Source organism: Streptomyces sp. CNB091, from assembly GCF_000377965.1.
In genome coordinates this window covers 178,407-196,460 of the sequence record NZ_KB898997.1, presented here as the reverse complement: position 1 = coordinate 196,460, position 18,054 = coordinate 178,407, and the positions used below count along the sequence as shown (strand labels likewise).

Sequence of the window (18,054 nt, the reverse complement as noted above, 5' to 3'; positions counted from 1 at the left end):
CTGTCACTGTGCTCTTACCTGGAGTAACGTCGAAAAGCAGTCAGGCGGGGAGGGTGAACATACCGGTCATGCAGGTCTGATCGGTACGTCCCACCCGCCCCGCAAAGTCCGGCCTCTACGCCGTACCCCGGTGGAACGAGTCAGACCGCCGGTTCGGCCTCCGGTTTGCTCAACAGCCCCTCCGGCGCCCGCCGCAGTGCGCGGATCGCCGGGACGCTCAGCATCACCGCCAGCAGGGCGAACGACATGACCGACGAGAAGATCAGCACCTCGTTCGCGCCGAACGTGTCGGCAGCCGGGCCCGCCAGCGCGCGGCCGAGCGGGATGACCATGATGGAGCCCGCGACGTCGTACGCGGAGACGCGGCTCAGGACCGTCAGCGGGATGTGCGACTGGACGCTGGTCGCCCACATCACGCCCCAGAACGCGAAGCCGTAACCCGCGATCACGTGGGCGATCGCCGTGGCCGCGAAGGACCATTCGAGCGCCGGGGCCAGGGGGTTGAGTGCGAAGCAGAGCATGGCCAGCGCGCCGGCCACCAGCGGGCGTCTCGGGCGGACCCGCATGCCGATCAGGCCGCCGATGATCGTCCCGGCGCCGTCCGCCGAGGCGATCCAGCCGTAGCCGCTCGCCCCGTGCTGCTCGATCATCAGCGCCGCGCCGAGCGGTAGCGCGGGGCCGAACACGAACAGGCCGTAGACGGACCAGACCGCGATGACGCCCCACAGCCACTGCCGGGACCGGAACTCCTGCCAGCCCGTCGCGAGCCTGCGCCACATCGGCGCGTCGCCCTCGTCGCGGACCGTGTGCAGCTTCCGCAGGGGCAGCAGGACCAGGGCGCTGAGCGCGTACGCCGCCGCGATGACCAGGTACGAGCCCGACACCTGCCAGTACGCGACGAGGATGCCCGCCAGACCGGGGCCGAGCAGCGTGCTCAGGGCCTCGGATATGCGCAGCAGCGCGTTGGCCTTCTGGATGTCCTCCGCGACCCGGGGGACCATGCTCGCCATACCGGGCTGGAACATCGCGGTCGCGGCGCCGCTGAGCGCCATCAGCGCCATGATCTGCCACAGCGGGACGCGGTCGGAGGAGAAGAGCAGCGCCGCCAGCGTGATCATGGCGAGCATCCGCACCAGGTCGGCGCAGATCATCATCAGCTGCGGGGTGAACCGGTCGGCCAGCACTCCGCCGAACAGCACCAGCAGGACGATCGGGGTCATCCAGGCGGCCAGGGCGTAGCCGACGCCGGTCGCCCCGTGGCCCGCTCCCAGCACGGCCGTGGTGAGGGAGACCATCAGCATGCCGTCGGCCAGCAGCGACGCGCTGCGGGCCGTGAAGAACAGCCGGAACCGGCCCGACCGCCAGGGGCTGGGCAGTGATTCCCGCTGCTGCGGAAGGGGTGTGCCGTCAACGCTCATGTCGTACCTGCCGGCCTCTGCCGGTCCCTTCCTCGATGATCTCCAGTCGACGCCAGGCGTCGCTCCGGTCCGGCTCGGCGGGTGGGTTCTCGACGAGTACGTAGCGGTGGGGTGCCAGGACCCCCGAACCGGCGGCCGGGATGAGGGCGGTCAGCGTCCGGTGGGCCTCCTCGGGCGTCAACGAGGTGGCGCCGCGGGCGATGTACGCCGTGAGGTGCGGTTCCGCGCCGGGCACCCCCTCCGCGGCGCCGTCCCCCGTTCCGTCCGGTCCGAGCTCCTCGGCCACCCGCACCGGCAGTCCGCCCGCCGCCCGGCCGAGGGTCTCGCGCACCGCGGCGGGCGAGACCCAGCAGCCGTCCACGCGGAGCCACGTGGGCCCGCGTTCGGCGGGACGGACTCCCGTCACCTCGGACAGCGCCTCCATCGGCACGTCCCCGGCGGCGGCAGCCTCCAGGAGGAGGGCCAGTCCGGAGAGGAACCCCTCCGCCTCTTCGGGGGTGAAGAGCGTGGGGGCCGCCCACAGAGAGATGTGCAGCTGGGGCGCTGTCCGGTACGTGAAGGCGAGCAGCCGGGTCGGCAGCGTCTGGGGCGGCCCCCAGGTCAGCTCGTGCTCGGCGTCGTCGCGGTCCTGCGTGTCGGTGCCCAGGAGCGGGGCGGGCAGGGCGCTCACATCGTTGAACACCACGTCCCGGCCGAAGTGGCTGCCGCGCTCTGCGGTGACCCGGTCGATCATCTCCCAGAGCCGTACGGAGTCGAACTGGCTGTGCCGGTAGGCGTTGAGCACCGCCCCCCAGGTCCGGGCGACCAGGGCGTCGAAGCCGGGCACCCGGACATCCAGGTGGAGCAGAGCGTCCTGGGAGGTGGTGGTCACCGAACGGGCGACCCGGGGGTGGAACCGGTTGGCGCTCGGGACGGCGGTGACACAGCTGTCCTGGCCCGCCCGGTGGGCCACCAGGGCGCACCAGGCGGCCATCAGCACGGTGGCCTCGGGGTGCCCGGTGCGGCGGGCCGCCCCGGCGAGCGCCCGGCCGCCCCGGCGGGAGCGGAGCGTCAGCCGCCGGGCCTCCTCGTCGGTCCCCGGCCTCCTGCCGCGCGGCTCCGCGAACATCTCCTGCGGCCCGGTGCGGATGATCCGCTCCCAGTACCGCAGGGAGGCCTCCGACTTCCGCAGCCCGGCCGGGGACGCCTCCACGGCGGCCAGGTCGACCGGGGGCAGGGACGTGAGCCCCGGTAGCTCCTTGCCCGCCAGCAGCTCGGCGAACTCCTCGCGCAGGATGGCCATCGCGCTGGCGTCCGCCACCGCGTGGCTCAACGCCAGCGCGACGTGGACCGGGGCTCCGGCCACGGTGAGCAGGGAGATCCGCAGCGGGAACTCCCGCTCCAGGGCGAAGCGCCCGGCCCGGGCCGCCCGGGCCACCGACTCGGCATACCGCGCGGGCTCCTCGGGGAACGCCGCGTGGTCCAGGACCGTCACCGTGAACGTGCCCTCGGCCGCCACGACCTGCTCGACCGGTGCGGACCCGGGGGCATGCGGAAACGTGGTGCGCAGCCCTTCGTGGCGCCCGGCCAAGGCGCGCAAGGCGTCGGTGACGGCCTCCACGGTGGTGCCCTCGGGGACGGGCCACACATCGTGGATGTTGATGTGGGTGGGGTCGTCCCGCAGGATGCAGCGGATCATGTTGGCCTGGCCCATGGTGAGGGGGCCCCGGCGCTCCTCACCGCCCGCGTATGCGACGGTGACCGTGGTCGTGGTGGTGTGCGGGGGGTTCGGGCGCATGGTGTCCTTGCCGGCTGCGGAGTTCATCGGTTCACGGCCCGGGCGCCCCTCGGGCCCACGTCCGCGCTCGCACGGGTCAACGCCTCCCAGCGGTCCATCAGGAGCGCGAAGTCGGCCATGTCGTCGCGGGCCTCGTCCAGGAGCCGGGAGCGGCGCTCGACGAGGACGTCGGCGACCGTCTTGTAGCGGTCGCCGAGCCGCCGGTAGGCGTCGTCGATGACGTCGAGCCGGTGGGCTCCCGACGCCCGGTCCAGGCCGGTGCTGTCCCGGACGAACCGGGCGACCTCACGGGCCCGGATGTGGCCCTCGGCGTCGAGCAGCGCGTCACCCGCCGCCGCCGTCCTCGCGTACACGGCGTTGAGATACGCCTTGGACAGCAGGAACTTCACGAAGCGCACCTGGTACGCGAGGAACCCGTCGTCCGTACGCCGTTCTGCCGTATGGAAGTTGACGATGTGCCGGTTGTGCTGGACGCCGGGCATGCGGGCGTCGTGGAGGAGGTGGATCAGGAAGTAGTCGCTGCCGATGGTGTCGGTGGCGGGCGGCAGCGGGACACGGCGGTAGACCTCGTGGTCGAGTGCGATGTTGCACATGTCCACGCGCATCGGGCTGACGGGGGCGAGCGTGGTGCGATCGCCGTCGAACGCCGTGTCCCCGGCGCCCCGGAAGGACGCGTCGATCAGATGTCCGCGCCAGATCTCCGGGTACCCCTCGGGGATCGACAGGCCGATCAGTTCGCGGTACGTGTCCGGGTCGCGTTCGCGGATCTCCGCGACGTCCACCGACATCTCCCCCACGAAGGAGCCGCCGGCCATCGTCACCCGCCGGCTCCCGGTCCCCGGCGGCAGCTTGCTCCGGGTCGTCGACTCGCGTACACCGTCGGCGCGTTGGCCCAGATAGGTGAGCTCCTCGTGGAGCGGGAAGACCGGTTCGCCGTCGAACCGCTGGTAGCGGCTGTCGGAGTCCCGGCGGTGGACGGACGTGCAGCCGAGGGCCTGGGCGATGAGGAACGCCCGGTTGGTGCAGGCGCCGTAGGAGACGCGGGACGGCAGCATCAGTTCCAGCAGCCGGTCCGGCCGGTCTCCGCCGGACCGCCCGATCACCGCGCGCAGGAAGTCCCGTTGCTCGTCCTCGTCGTGGTGGTGGACGGTGACACCGGGGGACGGGGGCAGCGCGGCGACCGCCCGCCGGTGCTCGGCGAGCACCGGCGCGGGGGAGGAGTCCAGGACCAGGAGATGCACCTCGACGCCGAACCGCCGTGCCCCGTACGCCGCTTCCTCGCCGACCGCGGCGATGGTGCCGGCGCAGGCCCGGTGCGTGGGCAGGGTCAGACAGACGCGGCGCACGAGGGCTCCCCGCTCCGCGCGGGGGGTGCCGTGTACTCGGCGTCCTCGACCGGGTCCTGCCACGAGGCGAGCCCCAGCAGCCGGCTGCCCAGGGGGTTCAGCCCGGCCGTGGGGTAGCGCTTGGCCTCGGGCAGCACCGGGTCGCCGACCAGGGTCCGGTTCCAGCGCGGGGTGCGCAGGTGGCGCCAGGACTCCACGCGGGACCTGCGGAGCCGCTCGTGCTCCTCCAGCGCGGGCATCATCGACAGGTACTGCACGGCCCGCACCCCGCTCTCGGAGAGGTTGCGCGCCACACCGTGGGCCAGCAGACCGTTCCAGATGAGCAGGTCCCCGGGGCGCAGATCCGGTCGCACGACGGGGAGTTCGCCCCGGTCGATGGTGGGGCGCAGGGGGTCCCGGCCGGCGGGCTGAGCGGTCTTCCAGGTGTCGAACTGCCGGAACAGCTCCGGGCAGCACTGGAAGCCGCCCGTCTCCGGCCGGGTGTCGTTGAGCGCGATGATGCCCTGCACCCGCTGCGGCGGGACGGCGAGCGTGGTGTCGATGTCCCAGTGGAGCTCGATGTCGAAGCCCCGGTCCGTCGGCTCGATCAGGGCGCGGTCACGGTTGCCCCGGTTGGGCGGGTTGAGGTTGAGCCGGTCCAGGGTGACCCACAGCTCCTCGCAGTCCCATACGTCGACGAAGGCGTCGTAGACCCGCTGCGACTGCCGGTTGTCCCAGAGGAGCTGGTGGTGGTAGGCCTCCACGAAGCCGTAGATGCGCAGCTGCTGGTCCAGCTCGGAGCGCAGCGGCCGGTCCTCGTACCAGCTGTCCGGCCGCTCCGGGTCCAGGCCCTGGAACTCCCACGTGAAGTCCAGCAGTCGACGCGCCACCGGGGCCGGGATCGCTTCCCGGACGATGACGTAGCCGTACGTCTGCCAGTGGGCGAAGTCCTCCTCGGAGAGCACTCGCAGCGGGCGTGACTTGTCGAGCTCCCGCAGAGCGGTCTGTGCGAGGTAGGCCTCGCCGTCCGCGCTGAAGTACGGGATGTCGGACGCCGCGCGGTGCAGGCGGGGCCGGCGGCGAGGGGCAGGGGTCGTCATGAGGTTGATGGCAGGTCCTTCTCCTCGGCCGGCCGTGCGGCGACCCCGGGGGAGCGGGGTCGCCGCGGACGGCGGGACGGATGGCAGTGCCGTGGCGGGAGGAGCCATGACCACGTCGATCAGCAGGATTGGTCCAGACCGCCCGGACTGTCAAGTGCCATCCACATATGGGGATATGAGGTGCCGTCCTGTCCCCGGCGGCCACGAAATCGATACCTGCCGTTCGGTTTCTTTGGTCTAGACAACAGGTGAGCGACAGGCCTAATGTCCAAGGGCGCGGTCGGGTTCGTGACGGGTTGTCATCTGTACTTCTGTCCGTACTCCGGACAGTCACGGACCTGTTCGGGACCTGCCGCCGTCACGGCGATGTGGTCCGTACGCCCGAGGGGTGTCCCCGATTGCCGGCCCACGCCGAGAAAGACGCGGTTCCATGAACACATCCAGCATCACGGCTCTGCCGGGTATCACGCTGAAGAGTCCCGGTGCGGGGCTGATCACGCTGGACCCGGTCCGCACCGCACTGCTGCGGGGCCTGGACGATCTGCTGACCGGCCTCGCCGCGCGGCTCGCCGCCCCCGAGGTGGTGGGGCCGCCACTGCTGTCCGTCGAGGGGCTGGCGCGGCTCGACTTCTTCCGGAACTTTCCCCATCTCGGCGTTTCCGCGGGGAGGTTCGGCCCGGAGGCGCTCGACGGTCTGGCCTCCGGCGGGTCGCCCCAGGACCTGCCGTTGCACCCGACCGGCCATGTGCTGCCGTCCGCGACCTGCTACGGGCTGCTGCTCTCCCTGGAGGGCGAGGACGTCGGCGAGGACGGGCTGAGGCTCTCGGCGGTCGGCCGCTGCTTCCGCAACGAGACCCACTACGACGGCCTGCGCCGCCTGTGGGGGTTCCACATGCGCGAGGTGATCTACCTCGGCACCAAGGACGGTGCCACCGAACACCAGGAACGCGGCGGGGAGTTCGTCCAGGAGGTGGCCGGACGTCTCGGCCTGACCCTGACCCGGGCGGCGGCCGACGACCCGTTCTACGACAACGGGGGGTCGCGGGCCCGCCTGATGGCACTGGACCCGGTGAAGTACGAGTACAGCGCCCCCGACGGCACGGCCATCGCCTCCGTCAACCGGCACCGCAACTTCTTCGGCGAGCGGCTGGGCATACGGGCCGGCTCGCACGGTCCCGCGTACAGCTCCTGCGTCGCCTTCGGCATGGAGCGCTGGGTGCACGCGATGATCCTCGCGCACGGCACCGCCGAGCAGGCCCTGGAGCGGCTCCGCGCCGCCGGTTCCTGAACCGATCCTCAGCCCTGGCCGACCGGCCGTCACCCGAACAGAAGCGCCGTCAACAGAAGCAAAGCCGTCAACAGAAGCGCCGTCAACAGAAGTGAAGAGGAGCGATTTCTCCCATGGAACGTGTCGTAGCGTGGCTCAACGAGAAGAACCCCGGACTCGACGGACCGATCGGCGTCGAGGAGGACCTCATCGAGGCCCGCCTCATCGACTCGATGGACTTCCTGGAGTTCATCGACCTCCTGGAGGAGATCTCGGGCAGCGGCATCGATCTGCAGGAGGTCACCATCGACGACTTCCGCACCCTGGCCCGCGTCAAGGAGCGCTTCCTCGCCGCCGGCGACCTGGCGGAGGCGCCGGCCGGCTGAGTCCGGGCCGGTGGCCCCTTCCCCGCCGCCCCGCGAACACGGCACGGCCCCCGCGCCGTCGGCGGCCGCAGGCGCCTTCGTGCTGGTGGCCACCACCGCGGAGGTGCTGGCGCACCCGGAGCTCGACGAGCGCCTGCTCGCCCCGTGGGAGCGGCGGCGGCTCGCGGGGATCCGGGTGCCGGCCCGCCGCGACGACGTGGTGGCGGCCCGCCTGCTGCTGCGGCTGTGCGCCTCCCGGGCCACCGGGCTGCCGCCGGACGCGGTGGAACCGGCCCAGCGCTGCCCCGGTTGCGGGCGGGACGGGCACGGCCGGCCGTATCTCCCGGACCACCCCGGCCTGGGGGCGAGCTTCAGCCACGCCGACGGCCTCGCCGCGGCGGCGGTCGGACCCGGCACGGTCGGTATCGACGTGGAACCCCTGACGCGCCGGCCGGGGCCTCTGTCCGTACTGCGGCGGCTGCTGCCCGGGGACGCGGTGGACGCCGCCTGCGCCGAGCCGGACCCCGGCCCGGCGCTGCTGCGGCTGTGGGTCCGGCGGGAGGCGCTGTTCAAGGCCGGATTCGAGGGCGGGGTCGAGACTGGATTCGAGTCTGGGCGGGACGACGCGCGGCTGACCGAGTGGACGGACCGCCGCCGTGCGGCCGTGGTGGCACTCGCGGGCGTCGAGGGCGTGTTTCGAAAGTAGCGCCGTAGTAGCGCCCTCCGCCCGGAGGCCGCCGAGCAGGCGGGACGTTCGAAACCCGCCCCAGGCCTCGGCGGCCCGCCCCGCCGACGGGCCGCTCCTCAGCGCCGGCCCGGCTCCGCCGTCAGGTCGATGAGGCGGCAGACCGTCTCGATGTCGATCTTCACCTGGGCGATCGAGGCCCGGCCCGACAGCCAGGTGATCAGCGCCGAGTGCCAGGTGTGCTCGATGACCCGGACCGCGGACAGCTGCTCCGGGGTCGGGTGCTCCAGGCCCATCGCGTCCAGGATGATCGCCGTGGTCAGCCGGGAGACGGTGTCCACCTCAGGGCTCACGCTGCGGTCCGCGAAGGTGAGGGCGCGGACCATGGCGTCCGCGAGGTGCGGTTCGCGCTGCAGGGCGCGGAAGGCGCGCATCAGCGTCTCGGCCACCCGCTGGGCGGCGTCGTCGCCGGCCGGCGGACGTTTGCGGAGCGTGGCGTGCAGGTGCTGGAGCTGGTCCTGCATGGTCGCGACCAGCAGATGGATCTTGGACGGGAAGTAGCGGTAGAGGGTGCCCAGCGCGACTCCGGCGGCCTCGGCCACCTCCCGCATCTGCACTGCCTCGAACCCGCCCCGGCCGGCCAGCTGGGCGCTGGCGTGCAGGATGCGACGGCGACGGGCCTCCTGGCGCTCGGTCAGCGGAGGCGCTGCCGGTCTGGCGTCCGCGGTCATGCTGTCCCCGATCCACGATCCGTGATCCATGGCTTGATCCCGCGCCCGATGGACGAAGCGGTCCGGGCGGGCGCGCACAGCATGCCAGGGCGTCCGTCGTGGCGCGAATCACCTGATCCGGCTCTCGCGCCGACGCTACCTGCCGGTAGATTCGATGCACGTCGAACGATCAAGTATGCGACTTGTTCTATCAAGTCTGAAACTTGTTCTAGATTAGCGCGACCGGTTACGCTCCGGCGAACACGCAGTCAGAAGGGGGCCGAGTGTGACCGCTGAGGCCATAGAGACAGGCCCCCGCACGGGCGACGGCAGCTCCACCGGGACCGGCGACCGGCCGTTGCGCATCGCACTCCTCACCTACAAGGGCAATCCGTTCTGCGGCGGCCAGGGCGTGTACGTCCGCCACCTCGGCCGGGAGCTCGCCCGCCTCGGCCACAGCGTCGAGGTGATCGGGGCGCAGCCCTACCCGGTGCTCGACGAGGGCGTTCCGCTCACCGAACTGCCCAGCCTCGACCTCTACCGCCAGCCCGACCCCTTCCGCACCCCGAAGCCCGGCGAGTACCGCGACTGGATCGACCTGGCCGAGGTCGCCACCATGTGGACCGGCGGCTTCCCCGAGCCGCTCACCTTCAGCCTGCGCGCCCGCCGCCATCTGCTGGCCCGGCGTGGTGAGTTCGATGTCGTCCACGACAACCAGACCCTCGGCTACGGTCTCCTCGGCGACCTCGGGGCCCCGCTCGTGACGACGATCCACCACCCCATCACCGTGGACCGCAGGCTCGACCTGGCGGCCGCGCCGAGCCGCCGCCGGCGCGCCTCCGTACGCCGCTGGTACGCCTTCACCCGGATGCAGAAGCGGGTCGCCCGCAAGCTGGACACCGTCCTCACCGTCTCCGGCTCCTCCCGCGACGAGATCGTCGAGGACCTCGGCGTACGCGCCGACCGGATCAGCGTCGTCCACATCGGCGCCGACACCGACCTGTGGTCCCCCGACCCCTCCGTTCCCGAGGTGCCCGGCCGCATCGTCACCACCTCCAGCGCCGACGTCCCGCTCAAGGGCCTCGTCCACCTCGTCGACGCGCTCGCCAAGCTCCGCACCGAGAACCCCGCCGCCCATCTCGTCGTCGTCGGCAAGCGCGCCGAGAACGGCCCGGTCGCCCGCGCGATCGAGCGGCACGGGCTCGCGGACGCCGTCGAGTTCGTCAAGGGCATCAGCGACGCCGAGCTGGTCGACCTCGTGCGCGGCGCCCAGGTCTCCTGCGTGCCCTCGCTGTACGAGGGGTTCTCGCTGCCCGCCGCCGAGGCCATGGCCACCGGCACCCCGCTGGTCGCGACGACCGGCGGCGCGATCCCCGAGGTCTCCGGCCGCGACGGGGAGACCTGCCTCGCTGTGCCGCCCGGCGACGCGGACGCGCTGGCCGGAGCACTGGCCCGGCTGCTGGACAGCCCGGAGCTGCGCGCCCGGCTCGGCGCGGCCGGCCGCGAGCGGGTGCTGGCCAACTTCACCTGGGCCCGGGCGGCGGCCGGGACGGCCGAGCTGTACCGTCAGGCGATCATCGCCCGCGGAATCCGCAGGTGACCGCGCGCCCCCGGGCGACCGCGGACCCGATCGTCGCCATCCGTACCTCCGACCTCGAAGGCAGGCCCCCGTGCTGACCGTCGACTTCACCCGCTTCCCGCTCGCCGCCGGCGATCGGGTGCTCGACCTGGGCTGCGGTGCCGGCCGGCACGCCTTCGAGTGCTACCGGCGCGGCGCGCAGGTCGTCGCGCTCGACCGGAACGGCGAGGAGATCCGCGAGGTCGCCACGTGGTTCGCCGCGATGAAGGAGGCCGGAGAGGCCCCCGAGGGCGCCACCGCCACCGCGATGGAGGGAGACGCCCTCAACCTGCCCTTCCCCGACGACTCCTTCGACGTCGTGATCATCTCCGAGGTCATGGAGCACATCCCGGACGACAAGGGCGTCCTCGCCGAGATGGTCCGGGTGCTCAGGCCGGGCGGCCGGATAGCGATCACCGTCCCGCGCTACGGCCCCGAGAAGGTCTGCTGGACCCTCTCCGACGCCTACCACGAGGTCGAGGGCGGCCACATCCGCATCTACAAGGCCGACCAACTCCTCGCCCGGATCCGCGAGGCCGGACTCAAGCCGTACGGCACCCACCACGCCCACGCCCTGCACTCGCCGTACTGGTGGCTCAAGTGCGCCTTCGGCGTGGACAACGACAAGGCGCTGCCGGTGCGGGCGTACCACAAGCTGCTGGTCTGGGACATCATGAAGAAGCCGCTCGCCACCCGGGTCGCCGAGCAGCTCCTCAACCCGGTCGTCGGCAAGAGCTTCGTCGCCTACGCCACCAAGCCGCACCTTCCGAAGGCCGAGGCGTGAGCACTCCCGAGCAGACCGAACACCTCGTCCTGCCGGGCGTCCTGACGGCGGATCAGGCGATCGAGACGGTCGCCGCGCTCGCCGCCGTACAGCGGGAGGACGGGGCGCTGCCCTGGTTCCGGGGCCACCACCTCGACCCGTGGGACCACACCGAGGCCGCGATGGCCCTGGACGCGGCCGGCGAGCACGGGGCGGCGGCCCGCGCCTACGACTGGCTCGCGCGCAACCAGAACGCCGACGGCTCCTGGTACGCCGCCTACCACGACGGCGATCCGCGGCAGCCGACCGACCGGGGGCGGGAGAGCAACTTCTGCGCGTACGTGGCCGTCGGCGTCTGGCACCACTACCTCGCCACCGGCGACGACGCGTTCGTCGACCGCATGTGGCCCATGGTCTTCGCGGCCGTCGAGTTCGTCCTCGGGCTCCAGCAGCCCGGCGGGCAGATCGGCTGGAAGCGGGAGCCCGACGGAACGCCCGTGAACGACGCGCTGCTGACCGGCTCGTCCTCGATCCACCAGGCGCTGCGCTGCGCGCTGGCCATCGCCGAACGCCGCGAGGAGCCGCAGCCCGACTGGGAGTTGGCGACCGGCGCGCTGGCCCACGCGATCCGCAGCCACCCCGAGCGCTTCCTCGACAAGAGGCGCTACTCGATGGACTGGTACTACCCGGTCCTCGGCGGCGCGGTCACCGGGGCCGAGGCCACCGCCCGCATCCAGGAGGGCTGGGACCGCTTCGTCGTCCCCGGTCTCGGGGTGCGCTGCGTGCTGCCCAACCCCTGGGTGACCGGCGGTGAGAGCTGCGAACTCGCCCTGACCCTCTGGATGACGGGGGAGTCGGACCGGGCGCTGGAGATCCTCCAGTCCGTCCAGCACCTGCGCGCCGAGGGCGGGTTGTACTGGACGGGTTACGTCTTCGAGGGCGACCGGGCCTTCTGGCCCGAGGAGCTCACCACCTGGACGGCGGGCTCCCTGCTGCTCGCGGTGGCCGCGCTCGGGGGGGACGAGGCGACCACCGCGGTCTTCGGGGGCGAGCGACTGCCGGTCGGCCTGGAGCCGGACTGCTGCGGCTGAAAGCGCCGGCCTGCCGCTGAACACACCCTGGGACGGGCTCTGTTCAGCCGCGGCGGAGTCGGCCCGCCACCGCGTGTCCGATGAAGAGGTAGACCACGGCTGCCAGGCCGTATCCGGTGACGACGTTCGCCCATGCCCTGTCGAACGTGAACAGGTCGTACGACCAGCCCGCCAGCCAGCGGGCCGCGTCGTGCACCCACTGCACGAAGTCGTTGCCGCGGTTGGCGTCCAGCAGGTACATCAGGATCCAGAGGATGATGACGAAGGCCAGAACGTCGGCCACGACGGCGATGACACGAGCCGCTGAACTGCTTCCTGAACGGGTTCTGGGAGACATGGAACTCTGGTTGCCGCTTTACGCAGGGTGAAACCCGTACTGCCCGTGCCGGGTGGCGGCCGGTGGGGGCCGTGCGGGGTTGAGAGGGAGTGCCGACCTTCGTCACCCACTGTGACACGCTCGGACGGTTCGGCCCGGTTCAGCGGGCCCGGCCGGTCAGGCCCGCCCGGTCAGGAGAACCGCCGTGCGGGCCCCGCCGGGGTCAGAGCAGATCGTCACCCGTGCCGTCGTAGTCCATCTCCTCGCCCTCGGGAAGCAGGGGGTCCGCGCCGGTCAGGGCGAGGACCAGATAGGCGCCGTAGGACGAGCCGTCGTGCTCGTCCCGCACCTTCAACGTTCCGCCGACGCCGTCCTCGTCGGTCTCGAACCCCGCCGGGTCCAGGCCGAGGCGTCGGGCGAGCTCGTCGACCCCGGCGAGCAGCCGGCCGCGCGCGCTCCCGCCCTCCCGCGCCCCGCCCTCCGGAGGCCGGAGGACCACGAGGAGATCGGCGAGGAACCCCCGGCGCACTCCGTCAGGACTGGCCGCCTCGAACGCCACCGACGCCGGCCGGAGCTCGGAGACCAGCGGCAGCCAGGCGCGCAGCGCTTCCTCGGCGGTGCGCACCCGCCGCAGGTTCAGAGAGACGCGGCAGACCACGTCGTCGGGGGAGAACCTCATCAGTGGGTCACGTATCCGTTCATCGCGATGGCTTCGACTCGTTGGCGTGGGGGCGTGGGGGCGTGGGGGCGTGGGAGCAGCCCTTGCCTTCATTCTCCCTCCGTCGACGTCCGGCCCGTCGGCGCCCGGTCGACCTGCGGAATCCGGGTGATCGATCCGGGCCCCGCCGGTTAGGGTGCGCCGCATGACCTCTCTCTCCCACGACCGTTACTGCTACGAGATCCTGGCCCAGAACGACGCCCTGCGCGCGGCGCTGACCGGCGCAGACCTCACCGCGACCGTCCCCACCTGCCCCGACTGGACCCTGCGGGAGCTGGCCGTACACGTCGGCGGCGCGCACCGCTGGGTCGGCGAGATCGTCCGCACCCGGGCCGTTGAGGCCATCCCCGAGGACAAGGTGCCCGGCAGTGAGGGCCCGGACGGCGACGACCCGGCCGAGCTGGACGCCTGGCTCGCCGAGGGGGCCGCGGCCACGGTCGCCGCGCTGCGGGAGGCGGGGCCCGACGCCGAGGTGTGGACCTGGGGATGGGAGCGGCGTACGGCCTTCTGGGCGCGGCGCATGACGCACGAGACCGTTGTGCACCGGGCCGACGCGGCACTCGCCGCCCGCGCCCCGTACGAGGTCGACGCCGAGGTGGCCGCCGACACCATCGAGGAATGGCTGCGCATCGTCTCCTTCTCGCAGGAGGGCGGCGACCCGGAGGCTGCCGAACTCGTCGGAGGCGGGCGCTCGTTGCATCTGCACGCCACCGACGTGCCCGGCGCCGAGTGGCTGATCGAGTTCGGCGACGACCGTTTCACCTGGCGGCACGCGCACGACAAGGCCACGGTCGCGCTGCGTGGGCCGCTCACCGACCTGATGCTGGTCTTCAACCGCCGACTGGAGCCGACGAGCCCGCGGGTCGAGGTGCTCGGCGACGCCGCGCTGCTGGACTTCTGGCTGGACCGGTCGTCGTTCGGCTGAGCGTCGGAAGCCCGGACACGCCCTTGCGGGCTTGGCTGTCCCTCAGGAGTTCAGCTCCGCCAGGACCCGCAGCGTGTGCGGGTCCGGGGCGGTGACCAGCAGATCCGTCACCGGGCCCGTACGCCACAGCTCCAGCCGCTCCGCGATGCGGGCGCGCGGCCCGATCAGGGAGATCTCGTCGGCGAACGCGTCGGGCACCGCCCGCACCGCCTCCTCCTTGCGGCCCCGAAGGAACAGCTCCTGGATCCGCCGGGCCTCCTCCTCGAACCCCATGCGGGCCATCAGGTCGGCGTGGAAGTTGCGGGCCGCGTGCCCCATCCCGCCGATGTAGAAGCCGAGCATCGCCTTCACCGGCCACAGCCCCTCGGCCACGTCGTCGCAGACGTGCGCGCGGGCCATCGGCGCGATCATGAAGCCGTCCCGGAGTCCGGCGAGCGAGGCCCCGTAGACGTCTGCTCGCAGCGGCGACCAGTACAGCGGCAGCCAGCCGTCCGCGATCTCCACCGTCTGCGCGATGTTCTTCGGGCCCTCCGCGCCCAGCAGGACGGGGAGCGAGGCCCGCAGCGGATGCGTGATCGGCTTCAGCGGCTTCCCGAGCCCGGTGGCGTCCGGGCCGGTGTACGGATGGGAGTGGAAGCGGCCCGCCAGCTCCACCGGAGCCCGCCGTGCCAGTACCTGCCGGATCACCTCGACGTACTCGCGGGTCGCGGTCAGCGGGCTGCTGGGGAACGGCCGCCCGTACCACCCCTCCACCACCTGCGGCCCGGACAGGCCGAGGCCGAGCAGCATCCGGCCGCCGGAGAGATGGTCCAGGGTCAGGGCGTGCATGGCCGTCGCGGTGGGGGTGCGGGCCGCCATCTGGACGATGCCGGTGCCCAGCCGGATCCGGGAGGTGTGAGCGGCGATCCAGGTCAGCGGCGTGAAGGCGTCCGACCCCCAGGCCTCCGCCGTCCACACCGAGTCGTAGCCGATCCGCTCGGCCTCCTGGACCAGGGCGAGCTGGCCGGGGTCCGGGCCGCGGCCCCAGTATCCGAGCGCGAGTCCGAGCCGCATTCCGAGCCCTCCAGCCATAATTGACGAGACGTCAGGTAGGGGTGGCCGGGTTGGACTGTACGACAACGGCCCCCCGCCCGGAAGGGCGAGGGGCCGAGACGTGTGCTGTGGCGTACGGATCAGCCGCGCTGGATGCCCGTGGTGTCCTGGAGAACACCACGACGGCCGTCCTGCGTCTGGGCGATGAGGCTCTGGCCGCGCTGCTCCACCGCGAGGTACCAGGTGCCCGGCGCCAGCTCGGCGATCGGGTTGGGCGAACCGTCCTCGCCGTACAGCGGGCGGGCCACCGGAACGGCGAACCAGAACGGGGTGAAGTCGCCCGCCGGGGCCGCGCCGCCCTGCGAGGGCTGCTGGGCCTGCGCCTGCTGCGCCTGCGCCGGGTCGGCCTGGGCGGGCTGGCCCTGCTGCGGAGCGCCGGGGTAGCCGTAACCCTGGCTCGGCTGGGCACCGTACGGCTGCTGCTGCTGCTGCTGGCCGGCCGGGAAGCCATAGCCCTGGCCGGGGCCCGCGCCGTACGGGGCCTGTCCGGCTCCTACACCCTGCGCGGGGGAGGCCGGGCTGACGAGCGGGGCCTTGAGCGCGGGGATCATCGGACCGGCGACTGCACCCGCGACGAGCACGATGGCGGCCAGCAGGCCGAGGATCAGGCCCGCGCCGGCGCTGTTGACGTCGAGGATCGTCCAGAAGGCGGTCCACAGCGCGAAGACGGTGAGCGCCGCACCGAACTGGCCGAGGTCGAGGCCGACGACCTTGCGGCCCGGCATCGCACGGCTGACGATCAACAGCGCCGCGCCGATGACTCCGGCGAGGAAGACGCTCATCAGGAGTCCGAGCGAGTCCCAGGCGTTCGGGCTGTCGAACCGGGAGCAGTCGACGCCCTGCGGGCAGTCGTAGCTGGAGAAGTCGAGGAAAGAGGCGATGAACAGCACGACCGCTGCTCCGATCACCACGCCGTCGCCTCGAGTGAGGGATCGGATATTCACGTGAAGGTCCTTAGTCGGTCGTCTCGTCGGGGCGGTCGTCGCTGCCGCCGGTGCGGCTCGAAGCTCGGGAGCGGCTCCCCATCGTACGGATGAATCTATCGTCTGCCCGGGCGGGTTGTGCCCGTGCCCGGATCATGAGCGGTTATCCCCCCAATATCACCGCAGAACTACCCCTTCAGGTAGCTGCCAATGCCGTCGGCCATGCCCTGGGCCGCCTTCTGCCGCCAACTCCCGCTGGTGAGCAGGGCCGCGTCCTTCGGGTCACGCATATTGCCGCATTCCACGAACACCTTGGGCACGGTCGACAGATTCAGTCCGCCGAGATCATTACGCGTGTCCAGACCGGTCTTTCCGCCGATGTAATTGGAGGGCTCGCTTCCGGTCGTACGGACGAAGTGTCCGGCGATCCTGGCGCCGAGATCGGCCGAACTCTTCACGATCTTCGAGGTGTCGGCCCCGCCGCCCTTCACCCCTGCGGGCAGGATCACGTGGAAGCCCCGGTTGCCCACGGCCGACCCGTCGGCGTGCACCGAGACCACGGCGTCGGCCTTCGCCTCGTTCCCGATCCGGGCCCGCTCGTCGATGCACGGCCCGAACGGCCGGTCGCCGTCGTGGGTCAGCCGGACCCGGGCGCCCTCGGCCTCCAGCAGCGTGCGCAGCCGGTGGGACACGTCGAGGGTGAACCGGGCCTCCGCGTAGCCGTCATCGGTGGACGTACCGGTCGTGTCGCACTCCTTGCGGCCGGTGCCGATGTCGACCTTCTCGTTGATCTCCCGGGTGTGATTCCGGTTGCCCGGATTGTGTCCCGGGTCGATCACCACGGTCCGGCCGGTCAGCGGGCCCTTCGGCAGCGGCTTCGCGGAGCCGGAGGGGGGAGCGGTTCCGGCCGGTGCCGGAGCCGTCGGGGAGGCGGCGTCCGCGCCGGGCCGGGGCGGGGCCGCACCGGACCCGTCGGCTTCCGGGCCGCCGCCGCAGCCGGCTGCGGTCAGGCATACGGCGGCCAGCGCGGCGGCCACGGAGAGGGGCCGGGCGCGGCGGGTGGGGGGAGGGCTGTCGTCGTACGGCACGCGGCGATGCTACCCACCCGCCTGTCCGAAGGGCTCGGACCGCGGCCCGTGCGACCCGGATCCCGCTTCCGTACGGCTCAGATTCCGGCGCCCGTGCGACCCGGGCCCCGCTTCCGTACGGCTCAGATTCCGGCGCCCGTGCGACCCGGGCCCCGCTTCCGTACGGCTCTGATTCCGGCGCCCGTGCGACCCGGATCCCGCTCCCGTACGGCTCAGATCCCGGCCCCCGTGCGGCGCAGCACGCGCAGCGAGTCCGTCACCGACACCTCGGTGAACGCCCCGGAGGTCAGCGCCCGCCGGTAGATCCGGTACGGGGCCTGCCCGCCGTCGGCCGGGTCGGGGAACACGTCGTGGATCGCCAGCAGCCCGCCCTCGACGACATGCGGGGCCCAGCCCTCGTAGTCGGCGTTCGCGTGCTCGTCGGTGTGCCCGCCGTCGACGAAGACGAGCCCGAGCGGCCCGGCCCACACGGCGGCGACCTGCGGGGAGCGCCCGACGAGCGCCACCACGTGGTCCTCCAGGCCGGCCCGGCGCAGGGTGCGGCGGAACGTCGGCAGGGTGTCCATCAGCCCGACCTCCGAGTCCACCACGCTCGGGTCGTGGTACTCCCAGCCGGGCTGCTGCTCCTCGCTGCCCCGGTGGTGGTCGACGGTGAGCGCGCTGATCCCGGCTCCCCGCGCCGCGTCCGCGAGCAGGATGGCGGACCGCCCGCAGTACGTGCCCACCTCCAGCAGCGGCAGCCCGAGCGCACCGGCCTCGGTGGCGGCGGCGTACAGGGCGAGGCCCTCGTGGACCGGCATGAAGCCCTTGGCGGCCTCGAACGCGGCGAGGATCTCCGGCGTGGGCCCGGCCGGTGCGGCGGGCCCGGCCGGT

18 protein-coding genes are annotated in these 18,054 nt (G+C 72.4%); 7 read left to right on the top strand and 11 right to left on the bottom strand.

All coding sequences use genetic code 11. From position 1 onward, the window contains the following. Nucleotides 1-140 precede the first annotated feature (140 nt). From D581_RS0116085 to D581_RS0116070, 4 genes are read right to left on the bottom strand one after another with little or no spacing between them, the layout of a single operon-like run. Nucleotides 141-1,418 carry an MFS transporter gene (locus tag D581_RS0116085; RefSeq protein WP_018958249.1) on the bottom strand — a complete coding sequence of 426 codons (1,278 nt, stop codon included), beginning with the start codon at nt 1,416-1,418 and terminating at the stop codon, nt 141-143. Then, on the bottom strand, nt 1,408-3,222 hold the full coding sequence (locus D581_RS0116080) for a condensation domain-containing protein (RefSeq protein ID WP_018958248.1): 1,815 nt from the start codon (nt 3,220-3,222) through the stop codon (nt 1,408-1,410). The genes D581_RS0116085 and D581_RS0116080 overlap by 11 nt, the downstream gene beginning before the upstream one ends. Continuing rightward, nucleotides 3,219-4,541 carry a DUF6271 family protein gene (locus tag D581_RS0116075; RefSeq protein ID WP_018958247.1) on the bottom strand — a complete coding sequence of 441 codons (1,323 nt, stop codon included), beginning with the start codon at nt 4,539-4,541 and terminating at the stop codon, nt 3,219-3,221. The genes D581_RS0116080 and D581_RS0116075 overlap by 4 nt, the downstream gene beginning before the upstream one ends. Continuing rightward, nucleotides 4,523-5,620 carry a phytanoyl-CoA dioxygenase family protein gene (locus D581_RS0116070; protein ID WP_018958246.1) on the bottom strand — a complete coding sequence of 366 codons (1,098 nt, stop codon included), beginning with the start codon at nt 5,618-5,620 and terminating at the stop codon, nt 4,523-4,525. The genes D581_RS0116075 and D581_RS0116070 overlap by 19 nt, the downstream gene beginning before the upstream one ends. A 430-nt stretch (nt 5,621-6,050) precedes the next feature. On the opposite strand from D581_RS0116070, the gene D581_RS0116065 reads away from it, so the two are divergent. From D581_RS0116065 to D581_RS0116055, 3 genes are all read left to right on the top strand, one after another. After that, a complete protein-coding gene (locus D581_RS0116065) occupies nt 6,051-6,908 on the top strand; it encodes a class-II aminoacyl-tRNA synthetase family protein (RefSeq protein ID WP_018958245.1) in 858 nt (285 codons plus the stop codon). A gap of 113 nt (nt 6,909-7,021) precedes the next feature. Continuing rightward, nucleotides 7,022-7,273, top strand: a complete 252-nt coding sequence (locus D581_RS0116060) for a hypothetical protein (protein ID WP_018958244.1) — start codon at nt 7,022-7,024, stop codon at nt 7,271-7,273. Nucleotides 7,274-7,283: 10 nt separating this feature from the next. Continuing rightward, nucleotides 7,284-7,958, top strand: coding sequence for a 4'-phosphopantetheinyl transferase superfamily protein (locus D581_RS0116055; RefSeq protein ID WP_018958243.1), 675 nt, complete (start codon nt 7,284-7,286; stop codon nt 7,956-7,958). Between the two features lie 98 nt (nt 7,959-8,056). Here the strand turns inward: D581_RS0116055 and D581_RS0116050 are convergent, their stop codons facing one another. Further along, complete coding sequence (locus tag D581_RS0116050; RefSeq protein ID WP_026290562.1) at nt 8,057-8,668, bottom strand: TetR family transcriptional regulator; 612 nt, start codon at nt 8,666-8,668, stop codon at nt 8,057-8,059. A gap of 265 nt (nt 8,669-8,933) precedes the next feature. Between D581_RS0116050 and D581_RS0116045 the strand changes: the two genes are divergently transcribed. The 3 genes from D581_RS0116045 (at nt 8,934) to D581_RS0116030 (ending at nt 12,119) form a co-directional block, all read left to right on the top strand. After that, nucleotides 8,934-10,247, top strand: coding sequence for a glycosyltransferase family 4 protein (locus D581_RS0116045; protein ID WP_018958241.1), 1,314 nt, complete (start codon nt 8,934-8,936; stop codon nt 10,245-10,247). 70 nt (nt 10,248-10,317) lie between these two features. Continuing rightward, the gene (locus D581_RS0116035) at nt 10,318-11,049 is read left to right on the top strand and encodes a class I SAM-dependent methyltransferase (RefSeq protein WP_018958240.1); all 732 of its coding nucleotides are present in this window, start codon (nt 10,318-10,320) and stop codon (nt 11,047-11,049) included. After that, a complete protein-coding gene (locus D581_RS0116030) occupies nt 11,046-12,119 on the top strand; it encodes a prenyltransferase (protein ID WP_018958239.1) in 1,074 nt (357 codons plus the stop codon). Before D581_RS0116035 ends, D581_RS0116030 begins: the two co-directional genes overlap by 4 nt. Before the next feature lie 43 nt (nt 12,120-12,162). Here the strand turns inward: D581_RS0116030 and D581_RS0116025 are convergent, their stop codons facing one another. Together D581_RS0116025 and D581_RS0116020 are read right to left on the bottom strand one after the other, a co-directional pair. Further along, a complete protein-coding gene (locus tag D581_RS0116025; RefSeq protein WP_026290561.1) occupies nt 12,163-12,456 on the bottom strand; it encodes a hypothetical protein in 294 nt (97 codons plus the stop codon). Nucleotides 12,457-12,658: 202 nt separating this feature from the next. After that, a complete protein-coding gene (locus D581_RS0116020) occupies nt 12,659-13,114 on the bottom strand; it encodes a hypothetical protein (protein WP_018958237.1) in 456 nt (151 codons plus the stop codon). 184 nt (nt 13,115-13,298) lie between these two features. Between D581_RS0116020 and D581_RS0116015 the strand changes: the two genes are divergently transcribed. Continuing rightward, a complete protein-coding gene (locus D581_RS0116015) occupies nt 13,299-14,078 on the top strand; it encodes a maleylpyruvate isomerase N-terminal domain-containing protein (RefSeq protein WP_018958236.1) in 780 nt (259 codons plus the stop codon). A 42-nt stretch (nt 14,079-14,120) separates the two neighbouring features. On the opposite strand, the gene D581_RS0116010 is transcribed toward D581_RS0116015, so the two are convergent. From D581_RS0116010 to D581_RS0115995, 4 genes are all read right to left on the bottom strand, one after another. Continuing rightward, a complete protein-coding gene (locus tag D581_RS0116010; protein ID WP_018958235.1) occupies nt 14,121-15,131 on the bottom strand; it encodes an LLM class F420-dependent oxidoreductase in 1,011 nt (336 codons plus the stop codon). 119 nt (nt 15,132-15,250) lie between these two features. After that, entirely contained in the window at nt 15,251-16,114 is an 864-nt protein-coding gene (locus tag D581_RS0116005; protein WP_026290560.1) for a hypothetical protein, read from the bottom strand. Nucleotides 16,115-16,281: 167 nt separating this feature from the next. Then, the gene (locus tag D581_RS0116000; protein WP_018958233.1) at nt 16,282-17,181 is read right to left on the bottom strand and encodes an N-acetylmuramoyl-L-alanine amidase; all 900 of its coding nucleotides are present in this window, start codon (nt 17,179-17,181) and stop codon (nt 16,282-16,284) included. Between the two features lie 212 nt (nt 17,182-17,393). Further along, a complete protein-coding gene (locus tag D581_RS0115995) occupies nt 17,394-17,981 on the bottom strand; it encodes a class I SAM-dependent methyltransferase (protein WP_486585840.1) in 588 nt (195 codons plus the stop codon). Between the last annotated feature and the right edge of the window lie 73 nt (nt 17,982-18,054).

Bases quoted from the DNA above. Each gene is read 5' to 3' on its own strand.
- D581_RS0116085 (WP_018958249.1), bottom strand. From the start codon at position 1,418: ATGAGCGTTGACGGCACACCCCTTCCGCAGCAGCGGGAATCACTGCCC.
- D581_RS0116080 (WP_018958248.1), bottom strand. From the start codon at position 3,222: ATGAACTCCGCAGCCGGCAAGGACACCATGCGCCCGAACCCCCCGCAC.
- D581_RS0116070 (WP_018958246.1), bottom strand. From the start codon at position 5,620: ATGACGACCCCTGCCCCTCGCCGCCGGCCCCGCCTGCACCGCGCGGCG.
- D581_RS0116065 (WP_018958245.1), top strand. From the start codon at position 6,051: ATGAACACATCCAGCATCACGGCTCTGCCGGGTATCACGCTGAAGAGT.
- D581_RS0116060 (WP_018958244.1), top strand. From the start codon at position 7,022: ATGGAACGTGTCGTAGCGTGGCTCAACGAGAAGAACCCCGGACTCGAC.
- D581_RS0116050 (WP_026290562.1), bottom strand. From the start codon at position 8,668: ATGACCGCGGACGCCAGACCGGCAGCGCCTCCGCTGACCGAGCGCCAG.
- D581_RS0116025 (WP_026290561.1), bottom strand. From the start codon at position 12,456: ATGTCTCCCAGAACCCGTTCAGGAAGCAGTTCAGCGGCTCGTGTCATC.
- D581_RS0116020 (WP_018958237.1), bottom strand. From the start codon at position 13,114: ATGAGGTTCTCCCCCGACGACGTGGTCTGCCGCGTCTCTCTGAACCTG.
- D581_RS0116015 (WP_018958236.1), top strand. From the start codon at position 13,299: ATGACCTCTCTCTCCCACGACCGTTACTGCTACGAGATCCTGGCCCAG.
- D581_RS0116010 (WP_018958235.1), bottom strand. From the start codon at position 15,131: ATGCGGCTCGGACTCGCGCTCGGATACTGGGGCCGCGGCCCGGACCCC.
- D581_RS0115995 (WP_486585840.1), bottom strand. From the start codon at position 17,981: ATGCCGGTCCACGAGGGCCTCGCCCTGTACGCCGCCGCCACCGAGGCC.